This window comes from Wolbachia endosymbiont of Wiebesia pumilae (genome assembly GCF_017869285.1).
In the GTDB taxonomy this organism is placed as follows: domain Bacteria; phylum Pseudomonadota; class Alphaproteobacteria; order Rickettsiales; family Anaplasmataceae; genus Wolbachia; species Wolbachia pipientis.
Window position 1 is genome coordinate 344,995 of the sequence record NZ_CP054557.1, and the last position, 26,085, is coordinate 371,079.

Sequence of the window (26,085 nt, forward strand, 5' to 3'; positions counted from 1 at the left end):
ATCTTTCATTCTTCAATCCAAGCATTTTTTATATAAACAGGTCTTCTCTTTAAGGAAAGAAAATATAAATCATATCTGACTGAATAATCTAAAAAACTAAGGTTTTTACTTAAGAAATACTTAGAAGAATTTATAATAGACTGACATTGAAGATGAGATATCGGTATTTCTTTTCCAAGTAAACTTGTTTTAACTTCTATAAAAATCAGCTCCTTTTTTTTAGATACAATTAAGTCAATTTCACCGAACTTACAACGGTAACGGCGTTTTATAACATTATACCATTTCAGTTTTAAATATACTAAAACTAATAACTCGCCAAAGTAACCTACAAAGTAGCGTAACCTACTTACCACAAGAAGAACAATTATGATAACAATTAACTTTGTGTAACTACTTTGCCTCCTTCTTTATTTTTACTATAAACCTTACCTCTTGCTGCAATATCCCTATCAACCAGTTCTATCACTGCCATTGAAGCGCAATCACCCTTTCGAGTGCTAAATTTTATTATTCTAGAATACCCACCTTTACGATCTTGATAACGGCTGGCTAAGACGTTTAATAACTTATCAACTGCTAACTTACTATTATGAAGGCGTGAAAGCAAAAGTCTTCTACCATGTAAAGTATTCTTATTCTTAGCAATTGTAATAAACTTTTCGACATATGGACGAAGTTCCTTAGCTTTTGGTAAAGTAGTTACAATCTGCTCATGGTTAATTAATGAGATAGATAGATTCTTTAACGTCGATAATCTATGTTCAGTACAACGAGATAGTTTACGTTTTTTTATTCCATGTTTCATATATCACCTAATCTTCATCAGTATGTTGTTTAGCCAACTCATCTATATCCTTAGGTGGCCAGTTTAGCACATTCATACCCAAAGACAAGCCAAAATTAGTCAAAACTGCCTTAATCTCATTCAAAGACTTTTTGCCAAAATTAGCAGCTCTTAACATTTCACCTTCTGTCTTTTGTACAAGATCACCTATATAAGTGATGTTTTCGTTTTTCAGACAGTTATGAGACCTGACAGATAATTCCATTTCATCTACCTTACACAATAAGACAGGGTCATAACCCAAATCTTTAGCACCACTAGACGAAGAAACCTGCGATTTTTTATAACTTACATCAGAACTAATAAAGGGCTGAAGTTGCTCCTGTAATATTCTTGCAGCAGAGTCAACAGCTTGACTCGGAGAAATTGTACCATCAGTTTCAATTGACAATATCAGCTTATCCTTATCAGTCACTTGGCCAACACGACTGTTCTCTACCCTGTACGAAACCCTGTTGACAGGGCTATACAAAGCATTAACTGGAATAAAACCAATTAAATCCTGTTCACTCATAAGCTTCAAAAGTTCATTTTCTTTATATTTAGTTACAGGAAGATAACCTTTTCCGCTAGCCACATATATGGTCATGTTAAGCTCCACATTTTGCCCCAGCGTACATATTAACAAATCTTTATTAACAATAGAGCATTGATCATCAGTTTCTATCATCCCAGCTAATACCTGGCAAGGCCCTTTAGCGTTTAAATTTAAGCATTTATTAGAAGCACCATTTAATTTACACCTCAACATACCCATATTTAATACTATATCAGTTACGTCTTCTCTCACCCCTTGAATTGAAGTGAACTCATGAGTTACACCTTCAATTTTTATTCCATAAACAGCACTACCTTTAAGAGAAGATAACATTACACGTCTTAATGCATTGCCTAATGTTAAAGCAAAACCACTTTCCAACGGTTCTAGCACTATATCACTTTTTTCACTTGAATCATCTGATATTACCTTAACTGAACTAGGTTTAATCAATTTATCTAAATTGCTACAGAGAGAAACATCATTATTATAATACATAAAACAACCTTTTCAAATATCCTATACTCTTCTTTTTTTTCTTAACCTGCACCCATTATGAGGAATTGCGGTTTTATCTGCAATTGAAGTCACAGTCAACCCACAGCTCTGAAGTGCTTTAACCGCAGCTTCGGTACCAAAGCCAGGGCCGCGAATTATTACAGAGACAACCTTCATACCAAATCTCTCCATTGCGTTCTTCGCAGCAGACTCCGCAGCCTTACCTGCAGCATAAGGTGTGGATTTTCTCGAACCTGAAAAACCACATGCACCCACAGAAGTTTGACATAGCGTATTACCATGAAAATCAGTTACATTTACAAAAGTATTATTAAAAGTTGCACGAATATGGACAACACCAGTAATAAACTCCTTCTTACTCTTACTAACCGTTTTGACTTTTTTCATTAAAACTCACAATAATAATAAATTTTATTTTTTCCCAGCAATAGGCAACCGAGATCTACCTTTACGAGTCTTAGCATTAGTATGAGTCCTTTGCCCTCTCACAGGTAAACCTTTTCTATGTCTCACCCCTCTATAGCATCCCATTTCCACTAAAGATTTTATGTTCATAGCCACTTCTTTTCTGAGCTCACCTTCTATAACATAATTTTGTCTAATGAAACCGCTGATCTTTTCTATATCTTCATCTCGTAATTCTGAAACACGTTTGCGCTTATCAACTTCGCAAGCGTGACAAATTACATTCGCAGTAGCAATACCTATACCATATATATAAGTTAATGCAAAAGGAACACATTTCCTCACTGGAATATTTATGCCTGCAATACGTGCCACTGGTACCTCGATACTTTATTAATAACAACTCTTAATTTATACCATAAAACAACTCAGAGTCAAACCAAATTACAAGAAATTTTACTTTCAATCTCTTGCGTTACCTCATCAACACTCAAATTAGCGTCAATTGTTAATAATTTGCCTTTATAATACTCGCGTAAACCTTTCATTTGAAGGTAATATTCACTTATTCTCTTATTAATTGCAGACATATCAGCATCATCAATTCTTTTCTCTAACCTCGTACTTTTACATTTAGCACAAGTAGTACTCTTAAAAGAAGATACACTATATATGCTTTTACAGTCCAAACACGCGAGACGATTTTTTAACCTATCGATTGCAATATTATCGTCAAGCTGCAGCTCAACTACAATGTCAACATCCCTATTATATTTTTCTTGCAAAACTTGAGTCAAAAAATGAGCCTGGTTTAAATTTCTCGGAAAACCATCTAATAAGCAATTATCATCCACTAATGCAAGCTGGTCACGTAATAATCCACATATAATTTCATCTTGAATTAAATTACCAGATTCCACGGTACCCTTTATTTTTTTACCTAACTCACTACTGCTAGATATAATATTCCTTAATAAATCCCCTACTGAAATTAATTTTAAATTATATTTTGCTATTAACAAGCTTGACTGAGTACCTTTACCAGAACCTGGAGGACCAAAAATCGTAATGATCATCTTACTTTCCTCGTTTTAGACTCATATTTCTTTATCCAGTTGTCGTACCTATTTGAAAAAATATAAGATTGTATTTGCATAATAGTATCAGTAATAACGTTCACTATAATCAGTAAGCTCGTCCCACCAAAAATAAATGGTATATCATAATAATATCTCATAACTTCAGGTACAGTACATATGACTACCAAATACGCAGAGCCAATGAATGTCAACTTAAAAACTATATCTTGAAGGTAATCAGAAGTATGTTTCCCAGGCCTTCTACCAGGTATAAAACCACCATTTTTTTTAAGAAAATCTGCGTTTTCCTCTGGATTAAATATAAAATTGGTATAGAAAAAATTAAAAAATACTATCAGCACCAAATAGGCTACAATATATACTACTTTATTTGCCATAAAGTAATTCAAAATAAAATCAGAAAAAGCGTGCCCCTTATAGAAATTTGCAATTGAAATAGGTGTCAATAAAATTGCATTAGCAAAAATGGTTGGTACTACACCAGATAAATTAATCTTCAATGGAATATAAGTAAAATCGTCATTATGTAATCTTTTAAATTGCTTTTTAGGATGTTGAACAATAACCTTTCTATAAGAAGACTCTACAAAAATGACTAAGAGTAGCAGCAAAAAAAACAATACCAAAACAAAAAGGATAATAAATAACGATACGCTACCGTTTTTATTTAACGTTAACAAAGATGACAAAGCGCTGTGTAACTCTGATATTATACCCGTGAAAATGATTAATGAGATACCATTGCCTATACCACTAGCGCTGATTCGTTCACCAAGCCATATTAAAAGCATAGTTCCACCTAAAAGGCTGAAAACACCTATTGTACGAAACATAACACCAGGTTCGATTACAACCAATACCCCTTCCCTATTCATCCCTTCCAATCCAACCAAAATTGGAATTGATTGAAATACACAAATTACTATGGTCAGATAGCGTATATAAGAATTCATCTTTCTACGGCCTGACTCTCCATCATTCTTAACTTCCTTCATTCCTTTAATCGCAGAAGAAAGTAACTGAATAATGATAGAAGCCATTATATATGGCATAACGTTCAATGCTAGAATTGTCATTCTAGCCAATGCACCACCAGAAAATAAATTAAATACTCCAAAAACGCCTGAGCCATCTTTGGGAAATATATCATTAATTACATCAAGATTAATTCCAGGAATAGGCACATAAGTACCCAAGCGATAGCAAATTAAAGCTATTAGCGTAAAAAATATACGCTTTAATAAATCGCCTTTATATAACAACGTAGGATCCAAGCTATTAAATGCTGATTTATTGCCCATGACTTACGATAGTATTTCCACACTACCACCAACTGAAGCTACAGATTTTTTTGCAGCTTCTGACGCAAAATCAACATGAAACACAAATTTTTCGCTCAACTTACCTTTATTAAGAAGTTTAATTTTATCCTTAATAGACTTTATAAAACCTAATTTATACAGCCTCTCCTTATCTATAACAGAGTCTTTCACTATTTTTTTAGCTTCCATTAAGCGCTGTATATCGCCAACATTAATTATAGAGTATATGCTCCTACGTATAGGCTTAAAACCTCTTTTAGGCAAACGAGTATATATAGACTGTTGTCCACCCTCAAAACCATTTATAGAAACTCCACTTCTAGCCTTCTGCCCTTTATGCCCTCTACCGGATGTTTTACCTTTACCACAACCGATACCTCTACCCAGCAACTTAGGCTTCTTTTTCTTAGATAATTTAGTAAATATAGAGTTTAATTTTACAGCATTATTCATACTTTACCTGTTTCCAACTATCTCGCTAATCTTTTTGCCTCTTTTGCTTGCTACCTGACGAGGAGATAACATACTATCAAAAGCCTTAAACACCGCACATATAACGTTATGAGGATTATTTGATCTAGTGGATTTAGCTACCACATCCTTTATACCTAACACCTCAAAAACTGATCTAATCGCTCCACCAGCAATAATACCTGTTCCGGCTCTTGCGGTTCTTAAAACTATCTCACCAGAACAAAATTTAGCTTTAATATCATGATGCAAAGTTCTACCTTCACGCAAGTACACTCTAATCATTGATTTCTTTGCAGCATTTACAGCTTTGACTCTTGCTTCAGCAACTTCTGCGTGCTTACCTATTCCACACCCTACCCTACCCTTCTCATCGCCAACAACAACCAAAATTGAAAATGAAAATCTTCTACCACCTTTGGTAACCGTTGTCACTCTTCGTACCGAAACTAAAAGCTCTGATAAATCATTATTATTTTGTAAATTCTTTATAGCCATATTCAAAACCTTCTAAAATTCAAATCCAGAACTTCTTAAAGCCTCAGCAAATTGAGAAACTAATCCTGTGTATTTATACGCTCCACGATCAAACGTAAGCTGCTGCTCTAATTTCATGCCAGACAGACGCTCAACCATTAAAGAAGAAACCTGTTTTATAGTTTCAGCGTTGACTTTCCCTTTACATACATCCTTAATTTTAGCATCCAAAGTAGAAGCTGAAGTGAGAGTTATTCCTTTTACATCATTAATTAACTGGACATAAAAATGCCTATTAGATTTAAATATGGATATACGTAAACGTTCAGCGCTCTTGTCAAGCTTCGCTCTATTACGTAACTTCCTTTTTTCAGAATTACTTAAAAAATTATACGATCTTTTCATTTTTATTACTTCTTTTTACTTACAACCTTACGCAGCATAAATTTGCCTTTTATTACAACACCCTTACCTTTATAAGGATCATATTTTCTAATTTTGCATATATCAGACGCCACCATATAGACCTTCTGCTTATCCATACCACTAACTACTAAGTGAGTTGGCTTTATGCACTTAATCTCAACATCTTTAGGCACTTTATATTTAACATTATGGCTATAACCAAGATATAAAGTCAAATACTTACCATCACACTCTGCCTTATATCCCACACCGTTAATCTCAAGATTAACAGAAAAACCATCAACCATGCCGTTAATGATATTATTAATATTACTCCTATAAGTGCCCCACATAGGCTTTATTTTATCATAATTATCTTTATCTTGATCAACAGAAAGCAATAGCTGATTATCAATAATCTGACACACAACATCCCTGATCAAGCTAACTTCCTTTTCAGCCTTAGCACTCTTTATTAACATACTACCATTATTATATTCAACTGAAACACCAGCAGGAATATTGATAGGAGCAGCACCTATACGAGACATGAATTTCTCCTATTATTTAAAACACACGACACAAAACTTCTCCACCAACCTTTAATTTATGTGCATTATAATCAGTCATCACTCCTTTGGGTGTCGATATAATAAAAATACCAAGACCATTATATGCTTTAGAAATGTCCTTATACTTAGAATAACGACGACAACCAGGCTTTGACACCCTAACTATGTCACTAATTACAGGTGACTTCTCATAATACTTCAATTTTACAATGAAAGAAGGTAAATTATCTACAACTTGCTTTTCATAATCAAGGATATACCCTTCCTCTTTTAAAATCTCCAATATAGAAGAATTCATCTTAGAAAATAGTACCCTTGTTGCCCTATGCATTGCCAATTGAGCATTACGTATCCTTGTTAAAAAATCACCAATACTATCAGATAACGCCACAATATACTCCTTATATTATATTTACCAACTAGACTTTGTAACTCCTGGAATTTGCCCAAAAGAACATAAATCACGCAAAACAATTCTACATAAACCAAATTTTCTATATACTCCTCTTGGTCTCCCAGTTAAAGCACACCTATTTCTAATTTTGGTTTTAGAAGAATTTCTAGGCAATTTTTTAATTAATTTATTTTGAGCTGTAAACCTTTCTACAATAGACAGATTCTTATTATTTATTATAGATTTCAATTTTTCTCTTTTTTCTTTATATTGATCGCACAACTTTATTCTGCGAAGATTTCTTTCTATCATAGATTTTTTTGCCATATATTTCTCCTCTCAATTAATCAAAAAAAGGAAATTTAAGAGCCAGTAATAATTCCTTTGCTTCCTTATCACTAACTGCACTTGTTATAATATTAATATCCATACCTCTAATTTTACTTATTTTATCATAGTCTATTTCTAAAAACGAGATATGTTCCTTTATACCAAAGGAAAAATTACCATTACCGTCAAATTGCTTCACACTAAATCCTCTAAAATCTTTTTCCCTTGGCAAAGCAATATATATCAATCTTTCTAAAAACTCATACATTTTATCTCTACGCAAAGTTACTTTGCAACCTACTGTAGCACCTTTTCTGATCTTGAAGCCAGAAATAGATTTTTTTGCAAAAGTTGATAAAGGCTTCTGCCCAGCAATCAAATATAGGCTATCAAGTGGTTCATTTATTGCTTTACTATCTGTAGCAGCATCTCCAACGCCCATATTGATACACACCTTGACAAGTTTAGGCACTTGCATTATATTGCCGTAATTAAACTTATCCTTCAAGGACTTTACTATGCTATCTTTATACAATTCTTTAAACATATCAACCTAATCTATCACTTCTCCAGAAACTTTTGCAAAACGCACTTTTCTACCGTCTATAACCTTAAACCCCACTCTAGTTGGAGTTTTATATTTAGGGTCCAATGTTGCAACGTTGGATATATCAATAGCTAACTCTTTATTTAATATACCACCACTACTACCAGCTTTTGGTTTAGTATGTCTCTTATGCACATTCACTCCAGAAACAATTACTTTCTTTTTAGCATCACGTGCTATAACTTTGATTACCTTACCAATTTTTCCCTTATCTTTACCAGTTAAAACTATAACGTCGTCACCACTTTTTATTTTAGCACTCATTATAAAACCTCAACAGCTAATGACATTATCTTCATAAAAGAACCAGATGATAACTTTTTTACCGGACCAAACACCCGAGTGCCAAGTGGTTCACCTTGATCGTTAATCAAAACTACAGCATTGCTAGAAAAACGAATTACAGAACCATCAGATTTCCTAATAGGGCTTTTCACCCTCACCACAACTGCTCTATATACTTTTCCCTTCTCAACTTTCCCTCTTGGAGTAATAGATTTAGTAGATACAATAACTGTGTCACCTATAGATGCAGACTTTCTACCACCCAATAAACCAATACAAAGCACTGCACGCGCGCCAGAATTATCAGCTACTTCCAACAATGTATTTTTTTGAATCATATAAATATCCTATTCAATGTGAGCTATTAACAATAACCCATTTTTTAGTAGTAGAAATAGGCTTGTGTTCTTGTATTAAAACCTTGTCCCCTTCTTTACAACTATTATTCTCATCATGTGCTGTATACTTCTTGTATTTTTTTATAACCTTTTTATACAGCTCATCCTTATACACTTGTAATACCGAAACCTTTACAGTCTTATCACACTTAGCCTTAGTTACAGTACCACAAAAAACCTTTTTAGGCATTCTTTTCCTCTCTTCTTCTTTTATTTAATGTAGTTAAAATACGAGCTATGCTCTTTCTTATTAAGCTAAAACGCGAAATATTGTTGCACTGGCCCAGCTTCTTTTGAAAAACCAAATTAACAAACTCTTTTCTCAAATTCACAAGAATTTCATGCAATTCTTGCGAGGACCTCGATTCAATGTCAGCTATATCCATTGCAACTCCATTTAATTATGATTAGATACAAATTTACACTTCATAGGAAGCTTAGCAGTTGCCTTTTCAAGCGCCAATCTTGCTAAATGCATGGGAACATCACTGCTAATTTCAAACAACATTCTACCGGGCTTAGCTTTAAATACCCAAAACTCAACACTACCTTTCCCTTTACCCATACGCACATCCGCCGGCTTTTTACTAACAGGGGTATCAGGAAAAATTCTTATCCACACTTTACCAGAGCGTTTTAATGTTCTAGATATTACACGCCTTGCAGTTTCAATATGCTTAGATTGAATCCTACCTGCTCCCATAGCCTTTAGACCATAATCTCCAAAAGATAATGTGCTACCACCTTTCGTGTTACCCTTAATTCGTCCTTTAAATACTTTTTTATATTTACTTTTTTTAGGAATAAACATTTCAATATACCTAATTAGTTACCAATATAAACCCAGACCTTAACTCCTATGATGCCATATATAGTTTTTGCTTCAGCAAAAGCATAATCTATATTAGCACGTAAAGTATGCAAAGGCAAACGGCCTTCTTTATACCACTCAGTACGAGCTATCTCAGCTCCGCCAAGGCGCCCAGAACAACTTACTTTAATACCTCTAGCACCCATCCTCAAACAACTTTGAATAGCTTTTTTCATCGCTCTTCTAAATGAAACCCTTTTTTCTAACTGCTGTGCAATGCTGTTTGATATTAAAACTGCATCTATTTCAGACCTTTTAACCCCTACTACATTCACTTCCACATTATTTTTTACTTTTTCAGCTATCTTTTGCTTTATCTTCTCAATATCCGAGCCTTTCTTACCTATTATCACTCCAGGTCTAGAAGAATGTATTATTACAGATACCAAATCGATCGTACGCTCTATAATTACTTTAGAAACACCAGCATGCTTAAAAGATTCATTTATATAACTGCGAATAGATAAATCTTGATGCAACCCTTGTTTATAACCCTTCTCAGCATACCAAATAGATGACCAAGTATTAATTATTTTTAACCTAAATCCTTTAGGATTAACGTTTCCCATATTTTTGCACTTTCCTTATTAATTTTCTATTTTTATGAATCATATAATTTCCCCCAATTTTACAGTTATATTACTATAACGTTTACTAACTCTATTAGCTCTACCCATAGCTTTTGGACATACCCTACGCAAAGTAAGAGACTTACCTATTAAAATTTCTTTTATATATAAATTATCGATATCCAATCCATAATTTTGAGCATTAGCAATCGCAGAATTTAATACCTTCCTTATAAGACCTGCAGCTTTCTTTTCACAAAATCTTAATTGCACAGTGGCAAAAGAAACTTTTTTATTACGTACTAAACCAGCAACCAAATTCAATTTACGAGGAGTTGATTTTAAAACCCTAGAACCAGCTTTAACTATTACATCTCTGTTTTTCATATCAATTACCTTCTTGTCGCCTTTTTATCACCACTATGCCCAGTAAATTTACGAGTGGGTGAAAACTCACCAAACTTATGACCTATCATATTCTGATCATTAACATTCACAGGAATGTAATCCTTACCATTATAAACAGCAAACTTTAAACCTAAACAATTAGGAAGAATTACAGAAGCCCTGGAATGAACTTTTATAGCCATGTTAACAAACCCCTTGTTTAAAGCATTATTCACCGACTTTAATATAGAAGGATGACAAAAAGGAGGCTTCCATGCAGATCTACTCATAAACTAACCTTTCAATTGTTTTATATACTTATCACTAGATTTATTTCTCCTTCGAGTTTTCTTTCCTTTTGTTGCAACACCCCAAGGAGTAACAGGATGACGACCACCAGAGGTTTTTCCTTCCCCGCCTCCATGAGGATGGTCAACTGGATTCATTGCAACTCCACGTACAGTAGGTCTAATCCCAAGCCACCTACTTCTCCCAGCTTTACCCAACTTTCTATTCTTATGGTCAGGGTTAGATACTACACCAATAGTAGCCTTGCAAGAAGATAAAATCAACCTAATTTGACCAGACCTGAGTCGTAATAAAACATATTGGCCATCACGACCAACGATTTGTGCATAACAACCAGCAGCTCTAGCAATCGCAGCACCATTACCTGGCTTCAGCTCAACATTATGAACGAAAGAACCAACAGGTATATGCTTGAGTAGTAAACAATTCCCTGGCAAAATATCAGCATCATTCCCAGCTGTAACAACATCACCTGGCTTCATACCTTGAGGAGCTAATATATAAGACTTAATATCATCTTCCTTATATGATATTAACGCCAAAAACCCACTTCTATTTGGGTCATACTCTATTTTTTCAACTATACCTTGACCACTTCTATTACGCTTAAAATCTATCACTCTATACTTCTTTTTGTGACCACCACCCCTATGACGAGTTGTAATTCTACCATGATTATTTCTTCCACCACTGGACTTTTTACCGGATGTAAGAGACTTTTCTGGCTCATCTTTTGATAAACCAACTTTACTTACTAACACAGTCCCACGAGAAGACGGAGTAACAGGATTAAAAAATTTCATACCCATACTAAACGCTCATTATATCTAATTTTTGACCATCCATCAAAGAAAAATAAACTTTCTTTTTCTGTTTTTCACAACCAACCACACCCCTAAAACGCCTATATTTAGGCTTAATTCTAACAACATTTATAGAAGAAATTTTAACATCAAATAGAGACTCTATTGCCAACTTTATTTGACGCTTATTTACATTTACAAAAACATACAAAGAATATTTATTAAACTTCTCCCTCAAAAAAGAGGCCTTTTCTGTAATTATAGGAGATTTTATTATATTATTATATTTGATCATAACAATCTACCTTCAAGATGCTTTAAAGTATCCTTTGTCAACATCACGCATTCGTGATTCAATATATCAAAAACATTTAACCCAATAGGTTTGATTAAGTCTACATATTGCAAGTTTTTAGCCGCACGCAACAAATCATCTCCATAATCACCAACTATTAAAAAGGAAGAAAATTTAAAATTTTTAATACATTTACACATTTCAGACGTTTTCTTCACATCAATATTTAAATTATCCAGAATAATTACTTGATTATTTAAATACTTTAGAGATAAAGCAATTTTTAAACCAAATTTGCGTACCTTCTTATTAAGAGAATAAGTATGACTCCTCACAACAGGGCCGAAAATAATCCCACCACCTCTAAATTGAGGAGATCGCAAGCTCCCTTGTCTTGCCCTACCGGTACGTTTTTGACCATAAGGTTTAGCTGTTGTACCAGAGACATCACTAATACCTTTTGTTTTATGAGTACCAGCTCTTCTCTTCGCTAATTGCCATCTCACTATATCATGCAAAATACTCAATTTTTGCTTAGCAGAAAATATCAAAGGATTGAGCTGAGCAGTACCTACATTATCATTAGATAGATTAACTAAATTACATTCCATAACTAACTTACCAAATTACTAGCATCATCATTTACATCTAACAGTAAACCTACCGGAAAAGGAACATCTTTATGTAAAGATTTTTTAACTGCATCTCTTACAAAAACATAGGAATTTTTAAACCCAGGAACATTATTACCCTTCACAGCAATTATACTATTTTCATGATCAATGGATAATATCTTCATATTTTGTGCAGTTATCCTGCTGTTACCTAAATGACCAGCCATTTTCTTTCCTTTGAATACTCTACCAGGATCCTGACATTGGCCAGTGGAACCTTGTGATCTGTGAGCAATAGAAACACCATGAGATGCCCTAAGCCCACTGAAATTATGCCGCTTCATCACACCAGCAAATCCTTTACCTATAGAATAACCCGTAATATCAAGATATTGACCAACCACAAAATGATTGATTCCCACTTTTTTACCACATTCTATTCCCGACAGGTCATTTAATCTACTTTCGTATAACTTACATTTATTATTTATACCCTTTTTCTTTAAATATTCCAACTGAGGTTTTGCTATATTTTTAAAATCTCCTGTGCCTAAAATGACTGAATTATAGCCACATTTATCTTGTCCTTTTATATCAATAATATAAGTTTCGCTGAGATGCAATAAAGTTACAGCCATGCGACTATTGTCAGAATACATAGCAGTATGACCAATATTCATCATTAGTAAACCAATTCTCCTCAGCGAATTTATTCTCTTCATTTCCTTCTCCTAAACCTTAACTTCCTTGACTTTTAAATCCACTTCTACGCCAGCAGAAAAAGATAAACCTGTAAGCATCTGCATCATAGTAGGAGTAAGATTATGTAAAACAATCAAACGCCTAGAAGTTCTCATTTCAAACTGTTCACGAGATTTTTTATCAACGTGAGGAGATCTATTAACAATAAATTTAGAATCTTTCCTTGGCAACGCAATCGGACCAGATAATTTTGCACTGGACCGCTTTAATTCATCAACAAATTTTCGAACACACTCCTCCAATAAAGAACAATCGAAAGCCTTAATGTTAATATATATATCTTGCTTCATCTTAGTTACTACACTCACTCCAAAATTTCAGAAACAACACCAGAACCAACAGTTCTACCGCCTTCTCTTATCGCAAAACGCAATCCCTTATCCATTGCTATCGGTACTTGCAATTCTACTTCTACACTCACATTATCTCCTGGCATTACCATCTCCTTCCCATCTAGCAATTTTATGCTCCCAGTTACATCCGTTGTCCTTAAATAAAACTGTGGCTGGTAATTCGCAAAAAATGGTGTATGCCTTCCTCCTTCCTCTTTCTTTAATATATAAACCTCCGCCTTAAACTTTCTATGCGGTGTTATCGTCCCCGGTTTCGCTAATACTTGCCCTCTCTCCACTTCTTCTCTTTTTGTTCCTCTTAACAATATTCCTACATTGAGTCCTGCACTTCCCTTATCCAGCAACTTCTTAAACATCTCAACACCTGTGCATATCGTCTTTTGCGTCGCTTTCAGACCTATTATCTCTATCTCTTCTCCCGTCTTTATCTCTCCCTTCTCTATTCTTCCTGTTACCACTGTTCCTCGCCCCGATATCGAAAATACATCTTCGATTGGCAATAAAAATGGTAAATCCACAGGCCTTGGTGGAACCGCTACATATTCATCTAACTTTTCCATCAATTTATCTATTGATTTCTTTCCATATTCGCTGCTGTCATCCTCCAGCGCCTTGAGCGCTGAACCAACCACCACAGGCACTTCATCCCCTGGAAATCCGTATTTACTCAGTAATTCCCTCACTTCCATTTCTACTAAATCTATCATATCAGCATCAGCAACATCAGCTTTATTTATATACACCACGATATATCCAACACCTACCTGCTTCGCCAGCAATATATGCTCTCTCGTTTGTGGCATTGGCCCATCAACCCCCGACACTACCAATATCGCCGCATCCATCTGTGCTGCACCTACTATCATGTTCTTTACATAGTCAGCGTGTCCAGGACAATCAACGTGTGCATAATGCCTTTTTTCCGTCTGATACTCAACATGCGCTGTTGCTATCGTTATCCCCCTCTTCCTTTCTTCTGGCGCTTTATCTATCTGATCGTACGCTACAAAATTTCCATAATGCTTCGTTATCGCCGCTGTTAACGTCGTCTTCCCATGATCCACATGTCCTATTGTTCCCACATTTACATGCGGCTTTCCAAATGCTTCCACTATTGCTGTCATAATTTAAACTTTTCTACCTAAAATACAAATACATCAATAAATAATATGTTGATTTTATAAAAATACAACAAAAAAAAGAGCGGATAGTGGGAATCGAACCCACGTCACTAGCTTGGAAGGCTAGAGCTCTACCATTGAGCTATACCCGCACAATGGAGGAGGTAGGATTCGAACCTACGTACGCTCACGCGGACAGATTTACAGTCTGTTACCTTTAACCACTCGGTCACTCCTCCGCAAAAATTTGTTAAGAGAATACTATTTTAGCATCTTAACTTAAGCTCTTATTGTATTTAATACTAAACGCCTAAAATTAAAAAATCAAGCAATAAAACCTACCCTGATTAAAATCATGCAGATTTCATTTTATATAACACAATATTGCCAATAAAACGCCTAAACAAATAATGCGAATCATGCGTACCTGGCGCTTCTTCTGGATGATATTGCACAGAAAAGACTAGGTAATCCTTCATCATTATTCCCTCTACACTATTATCAAATAGAGAAATGTGAGTAATTTCAACATTACTTGGAAGAGAAGCTGAATCAACAACAAAACCATGATTTTGGCTAGTGATCTCAACTTTTCCACTAATTACATCATAAACTGGATGGTTACTCCCTCGGTGACCTATATCCATCTTGATGGTCTTTGCCCCCAAAGTAATCGCAAGTAATTGATGGCCCATGCATATGCCAAAAATTGGTATTTTAGATTTTATAATAATGTCTATTTCTGAAACTACACTTTCTCCTATTTCTTGCGGATCACCAGGACCATTTGAAAGCACTATACCATCTGGATTCATACTCAACACTTTTTGAGCAAAACCTGTGCTTGGTCTGATTAATTCAACTGTACAACCAAGTTCTATTAAGCGTGAAACTATACTGATTTTTACGCCAAAATCAACGATTACAATCCTATATTTTGCATTAAGGTCAATAGCTCTATCTGATGTCATTCCAGTGCGTGACACTGGAATCCATATATTTTTTGCTGGATCCGAGTAGTCAGCTACTTGGATGACAAAGTGCTCCGCTAGTCTATTATTTTCAAAACTGTTATTTAAACTAACCTTATTAGTTATTTCTATCCCATTTACAGGTTTGTATTCCTTCAATTTGTCTAATGCATGCGCCTTACTCGATGAGCATATCATTCCATTTTGAGATCCATGTTCTCTCAAATGTCTCGTTAAAGCTCTAGTATCAACTCCTGATATCCCAATCACGTTATTTTTCTCTAACCAATCATTTAAACTGATATATGAAGAAGGGTGGGACATAGAAGAAAGTTCACGCATAACCACACCACTTGCAAAAATTTTCTTTCCTTCATTATCCTTATGGTTTATTCCAACGTTACCAATATGAGGAAAAGTGAACGTTATAATTTGATCGGCAAAAGAAGGATCAGTTATAGTATGCTGATAACCGGTCATACCAGTGGTAAAACAGACCTCACCTATGCATTTGCCTTTTTTACCTACTGATTTTCCCCAAAAGCACTTGCCATCTTGTAAAATTAAAGCTGCGTCCTGCACTTCATTATCTATTTAACTGATTCAAAACAGTATACAAGAATTTCAAATAATACGTAACTCTTTCTAAAATTCCAAATTTAACCACGAAGCAGCAAAAAATAACATGAAAAACTTTTAATACAATCTTTCATATAAAATATATAGTTGACTACCTTCATATTTCGTATTAGATATAGGTAAATCATAAGTAAAGTGGAGGGTAATAATGAACACTGGTACAAATCAATCAAAAAAAATAAATGAGAAGTGGTTAGCTGGAGGAATTGGCGCGCTATTATTTGTAATGATGCTACCGTCGATTCTTCTTTTAGCAAAAATAGCTATAGGGCTAATTATGGTTTCAGTTGCAGCAATAGCGATAAAAGTTGCCTTAAAAACAATATCGAATGCTTTAGAGGATAAACAGGCAGATCAAAGCCAAGCGATGCAACAAACAACACAAAGTAAAATTATAAACCTGGCTATTGGATTAACATCTATATTCGTAGGAGGATTATCACTATTCATTATAGCACAAACTGGCTTAATTGCAGCATGTGCAGCTATAACTGCTTTAGCTCTACACGAATATGTTAAAAATCAAGAAATAGGAAAAGAGATAAATGATAAATTCGATAAGGTAGCTGACGATACAATCAATTTTATTGTTAGCAGTGTTGAAAAACTTATTCCAACAAAGCCGCCAGGCATAACAGCCTAAACTGTCTCCGTTCAGGGCATAAGTGTTACAAGTAGCATTATATAAAGCGATTAATGGCATCCTCCTGATAATAGAATAATTGTATCTGTTCAGGGGCATCGCAAATATTGAAGCAAAAGTGGTCAGTGCTTACTATACGAATATTGTGATTTGAATCCACTAGGGAGGATGTCATCCCAGTGCCCAGACACTGGGATCCAGGAATTTTGATTAGAGATTAAATTGGTGAGTATAAAAGTAGCTAATCCTACGTTAAAATACAACGTTTTTAATGGGACTGCGTAAAAGGGCTGGATTCCAGTGTCAAGCACTGGAATGACACCTTTGTGTTTGAGGCAAAACCTGCTATAACATTTCTTCGCAAACAAACGCTCGTACAGTTATGTATCAGCTACTTTCATGGCACCATTTGTTGTAAACTCACATTTCTCTATGATTATCTTTATTTGCCGCTTTCCCGAACGGATGCTCTACAGTTATTTCCTCATTAATAGAGCGAGGTGCACCGGAACCAGGTACAACGATATTCTCGTGCGATTGCATATCCTTCTTTCCCTCACATGGTGTTTGCTTAATGAAATGTGCTGCTAAAACTTCATGTAAAGCTTTACCTTTTATAAGCACAGCCTCGTTTTGCTTAGCTAACTCTAAAATTTTCTTTGGTTCAACATCTTTACCGTCAATAGTTGATTTTTTAATACTAACTTGACCTAAATTTATATTTAGAACAACAGTACAGTTAAGGTCTTTTCCAGATTCATCTTTTGCACTCCAACTAATTTCGATGTCACATATTGCAAATTTTGTAAAGGAGTAGTTCCTCTGTTGTTTCTCATTCTTCTCAATTGTTACTATTCTTTTATCATTACTGTATATTTTTACTCTTTGTACCTCATTTTTAATTGTTTCCATCCTTTTAATCTTTTCGCTAAAAAGACGACTAGTTTCTAAACTCTGTCCAGGTTTAGTAATGTTGATACTAAGATTATCATAATGATTAACAAGATGTCCTGCCTTTTTGTCTGGCCAATAACATCCATCAAAGAAACCAATTAGATCATCTTTGTTTAGAAATTCTTTTGCATCATTCATTCCTTCGTCAATTCGAAGAAGATATCCACCCAACCTCTTTTTAAAATTTTCTTTTAACTCCTCCTGATCTTTAGAAGTAAGCTTCTTATCCAATATATCCATTATTTCTCTTTGCTTACTTAATACCACATAGTTAAAAAGGAAAATGCTCTCCTTCTCCCGTCGATAATAGTTTGCTATTTTGTCAAATGGATCCGCTGGCCGGCCGTTATTATAATTTACAGAATCAGAAGAATCTTGACATTTATTATCCTTAAAATTGAAATTCAATTTTTCAAAATCTGATAACACTTCTTCTGCCCTATCTTTAAAAGACTGAAGTCTATCTTGAAGTTCTTTTCCATAACTCATTCCTTTGTCAATTTGAAAAACATATTGACTATATTTCTTTCTAAACTCCTCCTGTTCTTCGAGAAGAGGAAGATTCCTATCTAATATATCGATTATTTCTTTCCGCTTATTCAATATCACGTAATTAAAGAGGGAACTCTTCCCCTTCTTTTCATAATCGTCTGCTATTTTGTCAAAACACTTATTATCCTTAAACTCCAATTTCTCAAAATCTGAGAGCACACTTTGTACCTGAGTCTCATCGAATTGAAGATTTGCTTGAGGAGATAGAAGAGTCAACTTTTCTTCACTTTCCTTGGTACTCGAATTTTTGTAAAAACCATTCAATAGATTTACAATACTAGAAAACATTTCACACCTCTATTGTTATAAGTAAACTTGATTATATCTTAATGCTAAATGTTGTAAAGCTAAAATTAGAAACTAAAAAAGCTAACATAAGTTCTGCATTGTTTGCAGCTTTATCAGCTTATTAGGTAGAATTATTAAAGAACTAATTGAACATATGTTATCAACTCCATCCACAAGTTCTCCGCTTGTTACTCCAGTTGCAATAAACACTGATTCACCTCTTGCCATATCTTTTACGGTGTAGATTTTTTCTGGGTCATGGATATTTAAATTTTTTGCTCTTTCTTTTAATTGATCCGTGTCAAATATTAATCTTCCCTCCATCTGCCCACCGATTGAACTCAGCGCTGCAGCCGCAAGCACCCCTTCTGGTGCCCCTCCTATTCCGATATACATATCATGATTGCCATTTACTAGTGAAACTACGGCTGCAACATCGCCATCATCTATTAGTTTAATTTTTGCTCCTAATTTCCTGATTTTCTCTATTAATTCATTGTGCCTTTCACGTTTAAGTACAGTTACCACGAGATCATTCACTTTGCATTTTTTTGCCTTGGCTAAATTGTCTAGATTCTTTTCAATGCTATTTTTTAGTGAGACTACACCCTCTGGAAGATTTTTTCCTACTGCTATCTTTTCCATATAAACATCAGGTGCATGTAAAAAATTACCTTTTTTCGTTGCAGCAAGAACGGACATTGCCCCTGATTTGTAATGAGCACAAATCGTAGTGCCTTCAAGTGGGTCAACGGCAATGTCGATTTCAGGACCATTTCCAGTGCCAACCTTCTCGCCAATATATAGCATCGGCGCTTCATCTCTCTCACCTTCACCAATTACGATAGTACCATTTATTTCCATTGAATTTAATACTGTACGCATTGCATCAACTGCAACCTGATCAGCCCTTTTTTCATCACCAAAGCCTGCCAATTTATACGCAGCAAGTGCTGCAGCTTCGGTCACTTTAACTAATTTATAGGCTAAATCTTCCATCATTTGCTTTAAGAACTATATTCAATATGTATCATGATATATCATGCTGCTTGAAACTGCAATATGTCTTGACTGATTATTAGGGAGTTGATATAATATAAGCATTATAGTAGTGGGATTATAGTTATGGCATATAGTGATGATGATGTTAGAAATTTCTATCTAGATATAGATAGAATTACAGGACGTGATAACACAGTTACTAGTTTGGAAGAACTAAAAAAGAGGTTAAGGAAAGAAGTTAATTTTCAAGATGAATGTGAAGGAGGCAATTCATTAGGGAACCTACTTCTAAAACATGCAACCGAAAATAACAACCCATGCGTTAAGGATTTTCTCCTCCAAAATGGGTGTGAACCCCTTCAACAAGAGCAAATAACCGCAGCAATAAACAAGGAAGAAGAGGCACCTAATGTGGAAGAGAATAGAGCAGACAGTAATGAAGTAGATTCTAGTAACTTCATAAACCCTGGTATGACTGCTGAAGTACTTTACGAGCAACTAATACAAGGGAAAGAAACAAATCTGGCAATTTTTGACTCGTTTGCAAATGCTGTAAGAGAGTCCAATATTACCGGCGATCGTGGCATATTTCTAGATGTTGTAAAATTGTTTACAGATTTAGATGCTGTAACCCATCTTACAGATACTGCTTCCAGAACTATATTGGGCATAGCTACAATAACAAAACAAGCTGACGTTGTTAAGGTACTTTTGGATAGTGGCAAATTTTATGAAGAAGAAAAATTTAACGCTCTGTGTCTTGCTATTACTCAGGATAATGCCCAAGAAGCTGAGCTAATTTTAGGTTACGTGAGTCCTGCAAACAGGAAAGAGGCTTTACAAGTGGCCATACAGGTAGGTAAAACTAAAATTGTTAATGCGTTCTTGAATAGAGGTAAGCTTAATGAAGAAAATAGAGCAGAACCCAGCAGCAGTAATGGAAACATTGGTAGTAGACCTGTAGCAACAGTGCCTCCAGTTAGTACTAATGGTGATAATCGCAATCACGACAATGAAATACCTGTAGTAACAGAGACTAACCAAACTACCACGCCAAATAGTGATAATGTTAATGGCCAATCAAATCATAATAACAAAAATAAAACGCCTGTAATACCAGAGGCTAAGCAAACTGCCACACCAAATAATGATAATAAAGCTAACGGCTTTGTAGATGCTCAATTTTCTGTGCCAAATGAAAAAGAAGCTAAATATAAAAAAAGCAAGGAAAATTTTTACACCTCATTAACAAAAGATGTTGTTGGAGTTGTTATTACAGGATTATTCATTACTGCTGCTGTGATGGTTCCATTTGTAACTGGTGCAGTGATTTGTGGTGTTATAGCTGCTTTGGTTGCAATAGCTACCGGGTTGCATGTAAAAAATTCTACATTACCAAGTTATAGGGAGATGAGAGAGAATGAAGTTGAACGTGTAACAGGATGTCATCCCAGTGCCCAGACACTGGGATCCAGAAGGTCATAATAAAAACTAGATTCCAGCGTCACACGCTGGAATGACACCCTCTGGTGGGCTCAAACCATATGAGTAGCCAACACTGCCACTATACTTACCTAGCAAATTTAGATCTAACACTAAACTGTGCTGCCACTAACTTTGCAACCGGTACTCTATAGGGTGAGCATGAAACGTAATCCACCCCTGATTCGATGAGAAACTCTATGGATTTTGGATCTGCTCCATGCTCTCCACATATACCCAGTTTTATTTCTTTTCGGGTTTTTTTGCCTCTTTCAATGGCTATCTTGATTAACTCCCCTACCCCTTCGATGTCCAGCACTTCAAATGGATCATTGTCAAATATGTTGTTTTTCTTATAGGAATCGAGGAAATTAACTGAATCATCTCTTGAAAGTCCCATGGTTGTTTGCGTTAAATCATTAGTGCCAAAACTAAAGAACTCTGCATGTTTTGCTAACTTATCAGCAATCAGTGCCGCTCGTGGTAGCTCTATCATTGTTCCAATTGAGTACGCCTTGTCTGATGTCATTCCAGCGCGTGACGCTGGAATCTGCTTCTTGATCCTAGCTGAGATGACAGAGGATTCTTTCTTTGCTAGCTCGCATATCAGAATAAATTCTTTCTCATTCATTATAAAAGGGATCATGATCTCAGGCTTGATTTCTACATTTTTTTCCTTTTTTAGCTCATTTGCAGCACTAAGTATTGCCCTAATCTGCATGCAATATATTTCAGGATGAGAAATAGCAAGTCTACAACCTCGATGACCAAGCATTGGGTTCTTTTCTGATAACTGTGCTATTTTATTTTTTACTGACTCAACTGACTTACTAAGTGATTTGGCAATTTTTTCTATAGTAGACTGATCATTGGGTAAAAATTCATGCAAAGGTGGATCAAGCAACCGTATAGTGACTTCCCTGCCCTCCATAATAGAAAATATTTCTTTGAAATCAGACTTTTGCATTTCTTCTAGTTTAATGAGCGCATTTGCCCTTTCATTTTCATCGTCAGCTATTATCAATTTTTGAATGAATTCGATTCTATCACTAGCGAAAAACATATGTTCTGTGCGACATAAGCCTATACCTTCTGCACCGAATTCTTTTGCAATTTTTGCATCTTTTGGAGTATCAGCGTTCGCTCTCACTTTGACCGTTTTGATTTCATCTATCCAGTTGATTATCGTTTTGAATTCTTGCGATAATTCAGGTGAAATTGTAGGAAGAATGCCAAGCATAACCTCCCCTGTTCCTCCGTTGATGGTAATTGGTTCACCTTTATTTACTTTTGTATCCCCTACAGAAAAGAAAGTTCCATCTTTATCGATATAAAGTCCACTCACACTGCAAATGCATGGCTTACCCATTCCACGGGTTACAACAGCAGCATGCGAGGTCATCCCTCCCCGTGCTGTTACTATGCCACTTGCAGCATTCATTCCATTAATATCTTCAGGACTCGTTTCTGACCTTACTAAAATCACTTTTTTACCCTGCTCTGCAGCTTTTTCAGCATCACTTGCACTAAACACTACATATCCAGAAGCAACCCCTGGAGAAGCCGGCAGTCCCTTCCCTATTACTTTCTGGTCACCCTTAACGTCAAGAACTGGATGCAATAAATTGTCAAAGGTTTTTGGATCAATTCTCAATATTCCTTCTTCTTTTGTAATCGTTCCTTCGTTTACCATATCAACTATTATGCGAATAGCAGCTTCAGCCGTGCGCTTGCCAGACCTAGTCTGCAAAATCCATAACTTACCGTCCTGCACAGTAAATTCGATATCCTGCATGTCTTTATAATGCCTTTCAAGTTTTTCACATACCGCGCATAATTCCAGGTAGACACTTGGCAGCAACTTCTCCATGGTGTTTTTTTGCTCTCCGTCAATTGGCATAGGAGTATAAACACCAGAAACCACATCCTCACCCTGAGCATTAACCAAAAACTCACCAAAAAGCTTTTTTTCCCCAGTTGAAGGATTTCGTGTAAATATCACACCAGTTGCAGAATTATCATTTAAATTACCAAAAACCATTGCTTGCACGTTGACCGCTGTTCCAAGGTTTTCAGGAATATTATGTATTCTTCTATAGGAAACAGCCCTATCATTTTTCCAAGAGGCAAATACTGCATTAACTGAGTTTAACAATTGCTCTTCAACGTTCTGCGGGAAATGTTTCTCAGTTTTTTCATATACTATCTTTTTAAAATCGTTAACAATTCTCTTTAAAACATCAACATCAAGATCAGCTAAGCTTTTTGCTCCACTCTTTTGCTGCTCATTATCAACAACATCTTGAAATAGGTGATGATCAAGCTGTAGTACAACATTGGAGTACATCATGATGAAACGGCAGTAGCTATCGTAAGCAAAACGTTCGCCACTTTTTTTTGCAAGTCCAACAACGGTTTCATCATTTAGACCAACATTTAAAATAGTATCAAGCATGCCCGGCATTGAACTAACACTACCAGAGCGTATTGAAACTAATAAAGGATTATTTAAATCCCCAAATTTACAACCGATGTCATTTTCGAGCATCGCCATGTAGTTTTTGATTCCACTACATATGTCATTCCAGTGCGTGACCACATTTTTTTCTGGATCCGAGTAGTCAGCTACTTGGATAACAGAAGATCTATTGTCTTGATAATAGACTTTGCAAGCAGAGGTGGAAATTGTGAAACCAGGTGGAACAGGAATGCCAACATTGCACATTTCTGCTAAATTTGCCCCCTTTCCTCCCAGCAGATTTTTCATTTCTGCATTGCCTTCGCATTTACCCTGGCTAAAGTAATGTATTAACTTTTCCCCCATCATTTTCTCCGGATTTTCACTGATAAACACATTGTACATATAGCTCCAATAAACCTGTGAGAACTTGAAACCTTAGGATAATAAATTTTACAAAATTTTGCAACAACGTTCCTTACAACAACATCAGTAAAGTTAACAAAAAAGACGACAAATTATTGAATTATTATTAATAAGAATATATAATATAAAGATACATTTAAAAATTTTTTTATGGCTCTTTCTAAATTTCTCGACCCCAAGAATGATGTTGCGTTCCGGCGTATTTTTGGTACTGAAAAAAATAAAGACATCCTCATTCACTTTCTCAATGATATTTTGGGGTTCACTGGCAAAGATGAAATAAAAGAAATAGAATTCCTCAGCACTATTCAAGATGCTGAAATTGCCTCTAAAAAACAAAGTATCGTTGATGTTCTTTGCAGGGATGAAAATGGGGTGCAAGTAATAGTCGAAATGCAAGTTGCCAAAACTAAAGGCTTTGAAAAACGCGCTCAATATTACGCTGCTAAAGCTTATTCAAGGCAAGCTGATAAAGGTGATCAATATCAGGGTCTTAAAGAAATCATTTTTATAGCTATTGCTGGTTGTATTCTCTTTCCTAATAAATCTGAGTATAAGTCAGATCATGTAATGTTAGACAAAGATAGCTATGAACATGATTTAAAAGATTTTTATTTTACATTTATTGAGTTACCAAAATTTCCTAAAACTAAAGAAGACCAATTGGAGAGTATAGTTGAAAAATGGATCTATTATTTTAAATATGCAGATGAAACTAGCGAAGAAGAATTGGAAAAGATAATAGGTAGTGATGTAATAATTAAAAAGGCATATGAAGAACTAAATAGATTCAACTGGTCAGAGAAAGAATTTATTGCCTACGAACAGGAAATAAAACGTATTCGTGATGAACGGGCTGTTCTTGAACAAAAACTTGATGATGCTAAAAAGGAAGGAAAAATTGAAGTTGCAAAAACAATGCTGGCTAATAATGTTGATGTCACCACTATTGTTAAGTTTACTGGCCTCTCCATGAGTGAGATCAAAGAATTGCAGAATTAAGTGGACCCGCAAACGGTTACACGAAATAATAGACCTCTTTCGAAACTCATATAGACAGCTCAAAATTGTGAATTCCTGCTATAAAATTGAATCTTAAGCCAAAACGTTTTCTCCGATTGCGGTATCTGTCTGCAATAATTTTGAATCTTTTTAACAGACCAATTACATTCTCAACTACTACTCTTTTGCTTGCTAGCTCCCGATTTTCTACCTTTTTTTCCTTAATTAAGGGACTCTTTTTCATCCTTCTGTGTGGCAACTCGACATTTTTGTGAATTTTCTGAAAACCTCTATAGCCAGCATCGGCTAAAACTTTTATACCTTCTGATACATGCACTTTTGACTCCTTGAAAAGCCGAAAGTCATGCTTTCTCCCGTTTGAAAATGACGTACAAATAATTTTCTTGCTCTTCTTTTCTGCAATTATTTGGGTTTTTAGCGTATGTTTTTTCTTCTTTCCTGAATAAAATCTTTTCTGCTTTTTTTTGGTCTCTCTACAGGTGTTTCCGTTGCATCAATCACCAGAATCTTATATTCCACGTCGCTTTTTAGGAGTTCTTTCCGTCCTGGCAATGCGAAATCTGGGTGTTGTATTAGAGTATCCTCTACCCATTTTACAGTTTTATATGCCGTACTTTCACTTACTCCATAACTTTGACTTATGTGAAAATATGTACGGTATTCTCGTAAGTATTCTAATACCATGAGCAGCATATTCTCCTCGTTTAGCTTATTTTTCCTTCCTCCTTTGGCTTTCTTTTTTTTATTCTCTTCACATAAAATCCCTACCATTTTGTTAAATGTTGATCTCTTTACTCCTGTTAGTCGACGAAACTCCCCTTTATCGAGCTCTTTCACTATTTCATACTTCATTTCTCCTTACCTCAAAATTACTATTTTTACTACTTTATCCT

36 protein-coding genes and 2 tRNA genes are annotated in these 26,085 nt (G+C 35.2%); 3 read left to right on the forward strand and 35 right to left on the reverse strand.

All coding sequences use genetic code 11. From position 1 onward, the window contains the following. Positions 1-5 precede the first annotated feature (5 nt). The 31 genes from HUB92_RS01720 to carA form a co-directional block, all read right to left on the reverse strand. Positions 6-356 carry a YraN family protein gene (locus tag HUB92_RS01720; RefSeq protein WP_012673177.1) on the reverse strand — a complete coding sequence of 117 codons (351 nt, stop codon included), beginning with the start codon at positions 354-356 and terminating at the stop codon, positions 6-8. A gap of 23 nt (positions 357-379) precedes the next feature. After that, entirely contained in the window at positions 380-808 is a 429-nt protein-coding gene (rplQ, locus tag HUB92_RS01725; RefSeq protein ID WP_007550873.1) for a 50S ribosomal protein L17, read from the reverse strand. A gap of 7 nt (positions 809-815) precedes the next feature. Further along, positions 816-1,883 carry a DNA-directed RNA polymerase subunit alpha gene (locus tag HUB92_RS01730; protein ID WP_209473088.1) on the reverse strand — a complete coding sequence of 356 codons (1,068 nt, stop codon included), beginning with the start codon at positions 1,881-1,883 and terminating at the stop codon, positions 816-818. A 21-nt stretch (positions 1,884-1,904) separates the two neighbouring features. Further along, a complete protein-coding gene (rpsK, locus tag HUB92_RS01735) occupies positions 1,905-2,291 on the reverse strand; it encodes a 30S ribosomal protein S11 (protein WP_209473090.1) in 387 nt (128 codons plus the stop codon). Positions 2,292-2,315: 24 nt separating this feature from the next. Further along, a complete protein-coding gene (rpsM, locus tag HUB92_RS01740; protein ID WP_010962745.1) occupies positions 2,316-2,684 on the reverse strand; it encodes a 30S ribosomal protein S13 in 369 nt (122 codons plus the stop codon). 59 nt (positions 2,685-2,743) lie between these two features. Then, the gene (locus HUB92_RS01745) at positions 2,744-3,385 is read right to left on the reverse strand and encodes an adenylate kinase family protein (protein WP_209473092.1); all 642 of its coding nucleotides are present in this window, start codon (positions 3,383-3,385) and stop codon (positions 2,744-2,746) included. After that, positions 3,382-4,710, reverse strand: a complete 1,329-nt coding sequence (gene secY / locus HUB92_RS01750; RefSeq protein ID WP_010962747.1) for a preprotein translocase subunit SecY — start codon at positions 4,708-4,710, stop codon at positions 3,382-3,384. The genes HUB92_RS01745 and secY overlap by 4 nt, the downstream gene beginning before the upstream one ends. Before the next feature lie 3 nt (positions 4,711-4,713). Continuing rightward, positions 4,714-5,184: a 50S ribosomal protein L15 gene (gene rplO / locus HUB92_RS01755; RefSeq protein ID WP_006279863.1), complete on the reverse strand. Its 471-nt coding sequence runs from the start codon at positions 5,182-5,184 to the stop codon at positions 4,714-4,716. 3 nt (positions 5,185-5,187) lie between these two features. Then, on the reverse strand, positions 5,188-5,700 hold the full coding sequence (gene rpsE, locus HUB92_RS01760; protein ID WP_010962748.1) for a 30S ribosomal protein S5: 513 nt from the start codon (positions 5,698-5,700) through the stop codon (positions 5,188-5,190). Positions 5,701-5,712: 12 nt separating this feature from the next. After that, on the reverse strand, positions 5,713-6,084 hold the full coding sequence (gene rplR, locus HUB92_RS01765) for a 50S ribosomal protein L18 (RefSeq protein ID WP_006279867.1): 372 nt from the start codon (positions 6,082-6,084) through the stop codon (positions 5,713-5,715). 5 nt (positions 6,085-6,089) lie between these two features. Next, the gene (gene rplF / locus HUB92_RS01770) at positions 6,090-6,635 is read right to left on the reverse strand and encodes a 50S ribosomal protein L6 (RefSeq protein WP_007551152.1); all 546 of its coding nucleotides are present in this window, start codon (positions 6,633-6,635) and stop codon (positions 6,090-6,092) included. 16 nt (positions 6,636-6,651) lie between these two features. Continuing rightward, positions 6,652-7,047: a 30S ribosomal protein S8 gene (rpsH, locus tag HUB92_RS01775; protein WP_007551150.1), complete on the reverse strand. Its 396-nt coding sequence runs from the start codon at positions 7,045-7,047 to the stop codon at positions 6,652-6,654. A gap of 21 nt (positions 7,048-7,068) precedes the next feature. Next, complete coding sequence (gene rpsN, locus HUB92_RS01780) at positions 7,069-7,377, reverse strand: 30S ribosomal protein S14 (protein WP_006279345.1); 309 nt, start codon at positions 7,375-7,377, stop codon at positions 7,069-7,071. A gap of 16 nt (positions 7,378-7,393) precedes the next feature. Next, positions 7,394-7,927, reverse strand: coding sequence for a 50S ribosomal protein L5 (gene rplE, locus HUB92_RS01785; protein WP_010962750.1), 534 nt, complete (start codon positions 7,925-7,927; stop codon positions 7,394-7,396). A 6-nt stretch (positions 7,928-7,933) separates the two neighbouring features. Continuing rightward, positions 7,934-8,251 carry a 50S ribosomal protein L24 gene (gene rplX / locus HUB92_RS01790; RefSeq protein ID WP_006279347.1) on the reverse strand — a complete coding sequence of 106 codons (318 nt, stop codon included), beginning with the start codon at positions 8,249-8,251 and terminating at the stop codon, positions 7,934-7,936. Further along, the gene (rplN, locus tag HUB92_RS01795; RefSeq protein ID WP_006279348.1) at positions 8,251-8,610 is read right to left on the reverse strand and encodes a 50S ribosomal protein L14; all 360 of its coding nucleotides are present in this window, start codon (positions 8,608-8,610) and stop codon (positions 8,251-8,253) included. Before rplN ends, rplX begins: the two co-directional genes overlap by 1 nt. A gap of 13 nt (positions 8,611-8,623) precedes the next feature. Beyond that, the gene (gene rpsQ, locus HUB92_RS01800; RefSeq protein ID WP_007549925.1) at positions 8,624-8,860 is read right to left on the reverse strand and encodes a 30S ribosomal protein S17; all 237 of its coding nucleotides are present in this window, start codon (positions 8,858-8,860) and stop codon (positions 8,624-8,626) included. Further along, positions 8,853-9,056 carry a 50S ribosomal protein L29 gene (gene rpmC / locus HUB92_RS01805; protein WP_006279350.1) on the reverse strand — a complete coding sequence of 68 codons (204 nt, stop codon included), beginning with the start codon at positions 9,054-9,056 and terminating at the stop codon, positions 8,853-8,855. The genes rpsQ and rpmC overlap by 8 nt, the downstream gene beginning before the upstream one ends. A gap of 11 nt (positions 9,057-9,067) precedes the next feature. Continuing rightward, a complete protein-coding gene (gene rplP, locus HUB92_RS01810) occupies positions 9,068-9,481 on the reverse strand; it encodes a 50S ribosomal protein L16 (protein WP_209473093.1) in 414 nt (137 codons plus the stop codon). A gap of 14 nt (positions 9,482-9,495) precedes the next feature. Further along, entirely contained in the window at positions 9,496-10,110 is a 615-nt protein-coding gene (gene rpsC / locus HUB92_RS01815; protein ID WP_010962753.1) for a 30S ribosomal protein S3, read from the reverse strand. A 39-nt stretch (positions 10,111-10,149) separates the two neighbouring features. Further along, positions 10,150-10,497, reverse strand: coding sequence for a 50S ribosomal protein L22 (rplV, locus tag HUB92_RS01820; protein ID WP_007549821.1), 348 nt, complete (start codon positions 10,495-10,497; stop codon positions 10,150-10,152). 5 nt (positions 10,498-10,502) lie between these two features. Next, complete coding sequence (gene rpsS, locus HUB92_RS01825) at positions 10,503-10,787, reverse strand: 30S ribosomal protein S19 (RefSeq protein ID WP_006279181.1); 285 nt, start codon at positions 10,785-10,787, stop codon at positions 10,503-10,505. 3 nt (positions 10,788-10,790) lie between these two features. Then, a complete protein-coding gene (rplB, locus tag HUB92_RS01830; RefSeq protein ID WP_015589143.1) occupies positions 10,791-11,615 on the reverse strand; it encodes a 50S ribosomal protein L2 in 825 nt (274 codons plus the stop codon). A gap of 1 nt (position 11,616) precedes the next feature. Beyond that, positions 11,617-11,904, reverse strand: coding sequence for a 50S ribosomal protein L23 (locus HUB92_RS01835; RefSeq protein ID WP_209473095.1), 288 nt, complete (start codon positions 11,902-11,904; stop codon positions 11,617-11,619). Beyond that, positions 11,901-12,515 (reverse strand): 50S ribosomal protein L4, encoded by a 615-nt coding sequence (rplD, locus tag HUB92_RS01840; RefSeq protein WP_209473098.1) that lies wholly within the window; start codon positions 12,513-12,515, stop codon positions 11,901-11,903. The genes HUB92_RS01835 and rplD overlap by 4 nt, the downstream gene beginning before the upstream one ends. A gap of 2 nt (positions 12,516-12,517) precedes the next feature. Continuing rightward, the gene (gene rplC, locus HUB92_RS01845) at positions 12,518-13,240 is read right to left on the reverse strand and encodes a 50S ribosomal protein L3 (RefSeq protein ID WP_006279218.1); all 723 of its coding nucleotides are present in this window, start codon (positions 13,238-13,240) and stop codon (positions 12,518-12,520) included. A gap of 9 nt (positions 13,241-13,249) precedes the next feature. Beyond that, positions 13,250-13,570, reverse strand: a complete 321-nt coding sequence (gene rpsJ / locus HUB92_RS01850) for a 30S ribosomal protein S10 (protein ID WP_209473100.1) — start codon at positions 13,568-13,570, stop codon at positions 13,250-13,252. 14 nt (positions 13,571-13,584) lie between these two features. Continuing rightward, the gene (tuf, locus tag HUB92_RS01855) at positions 13,585-14,757 is read right to left on the reverse strand and encodes an elongation factor Tu (RefSeq protein ID WP_010962759.1); all 1,173 of its coding nucleotides are present in this window, start codon (positions 14,755-14,757) and stop codon (positions 13,585-13,587) included. A gap of 78 nt (positions 14,758-14,835) precedes the next feature. Beyond that, positions 14,836-14,906, reverse strand: a tRNA-Gly gene (locus HUB92_RS01860). A 4-nt stretch (positions 14,907-14,910) separates the two neighbouring features. Then, positions 14,911-14,993 (reverse strand) — tRNA-Tyr (locus HUB92_RS01865). Positions 14,994-15,107: 114 nt separating this feature from the next. Then, the gene (carA, locus tag HUB92_RS01870) at positions 15,108-16,307 is read right to left on the reverse strand and encodes a glutamine-hydrolyzing carbamoyl-phosphate synthase small subunit (RefSeq protein WP_209473102.1); all 1,200 of its coding nucleotides are present in this window, start codon (positions 16,305-16,307) and stop codon (positions 15,108-15,110) included. A gap of 205 nt (positions 16,308-16,512) precedes the next feature. Between carA and HUB92_RS01875 the strand changes: the two genes are divergently transcribed. Then, positions 16,513-17,007: a hypothetical protein gene (locus HUB92_RS01875; protein WP_209473104.1), complete on the forward strand. Its 495-nt coding sequence runs from the start codon at positions 16,513-16,515 to the stop codon at positions 17,005-17,007. Between the two features lie 420 nt (positions 17,008-17,427). On the opposite strand, the gene HUB92_RS01880 is transcribed toward HUB92_RS01875, so the two are convergent. Both HUB92_RS01880 and glpX read right to left on the reverse strand, forming a co-directional pair. Then, the gene (locus tag HUB92_RS01880) at positions 17,428-18,801 is read right to left on the reverse strand and encodes a hypothetical protein (RefSeq protein WP_209473106.1); all 1,374 of its coding nucleotides are present in this window, start codon (positions 18,799-18,801) and stop codon (positions 17,428-17,430) included. Between the two features lie 81 nt (positions 18,802-18,882). Then, positions 18,883-19,800, reverse strand: a complete 918-nt coding sequence (gene glpX, locus HUB92_RS01885) for a class II fructose-bisphosphatase (protein ID WP_209473345.1) — start codon at positions 19,798-19,800, stop codon at positions 18,883-18,885. 126 nt (positions 19,801-19,926) lie between these two features. Here glpX and HUB92_RS01890 point away from each other — a divergent pair, with 126 nt between their 5' ends. Next, positions 19,927-21,288, forward strand: coding sequence for an ankyrin repeat domain-containing protein (locus HUB92_RS01890; RefSeq protein ID WP_209473108.1), 1,362 nt, complete (start codon positions 19,927-19,929; stop codon positions 21,286-21,288). A gap of 85 nt (positions 21,289-21,373) precedes the next feature. Here the strand turns inward: HUB92_RS01890 and ppdK are convergent, their stop codons facing one another. Then, positions 21,374-24,109 carry a pyruvate, phosphate dikinase gene (gene ppdK / locus HUB92_RS01895; protein ID WP_209473110.1) on the reverse strand — a complete coding sequence of 912 codons (2,736 nt, stop codon included), beginning with the start codon at positions 24,107-24,109 and terminating at the stop codon, positions 21,374-21,376. Positions 24,110-24,319: 210 nt separating this feature from the next. Here ppdK and HUB92_RS01900 point away from each other — a divergent pair, with 210 nt between their 5' ends. Next, positions 24,320-25,171, forward strand: coding sequence for an Rpn family recombination-promoting nuclease/putative transposase (locus HUB92_RS01900; RefSeq protein WP_209473112.1), 852 nt, complete (start codon positions 24,320-24,322; stop codon positions 25,169-25,171). Positions 25,172-25,217: 46 nt separating this feature from the next. Here HUB92_RS01900 and HUB92_RS01905 read toward each other — a convergent pair. Then, a protein-coding gene (locus HUB92_RS01905) for an IS5 family transposase (RefSeq protein WP_209472530.1) occupies positions 25,218-26,044 on the reverse strand; the annotation gives its coding sequence in 2 pieces (ribosomal slippage) (positions 25,218-25,657 and positions 25,657-26,044; 828 coding nt in all). Between the last annotated feature and the right edge of the window lie 41 nt (positions 26,045-26,085).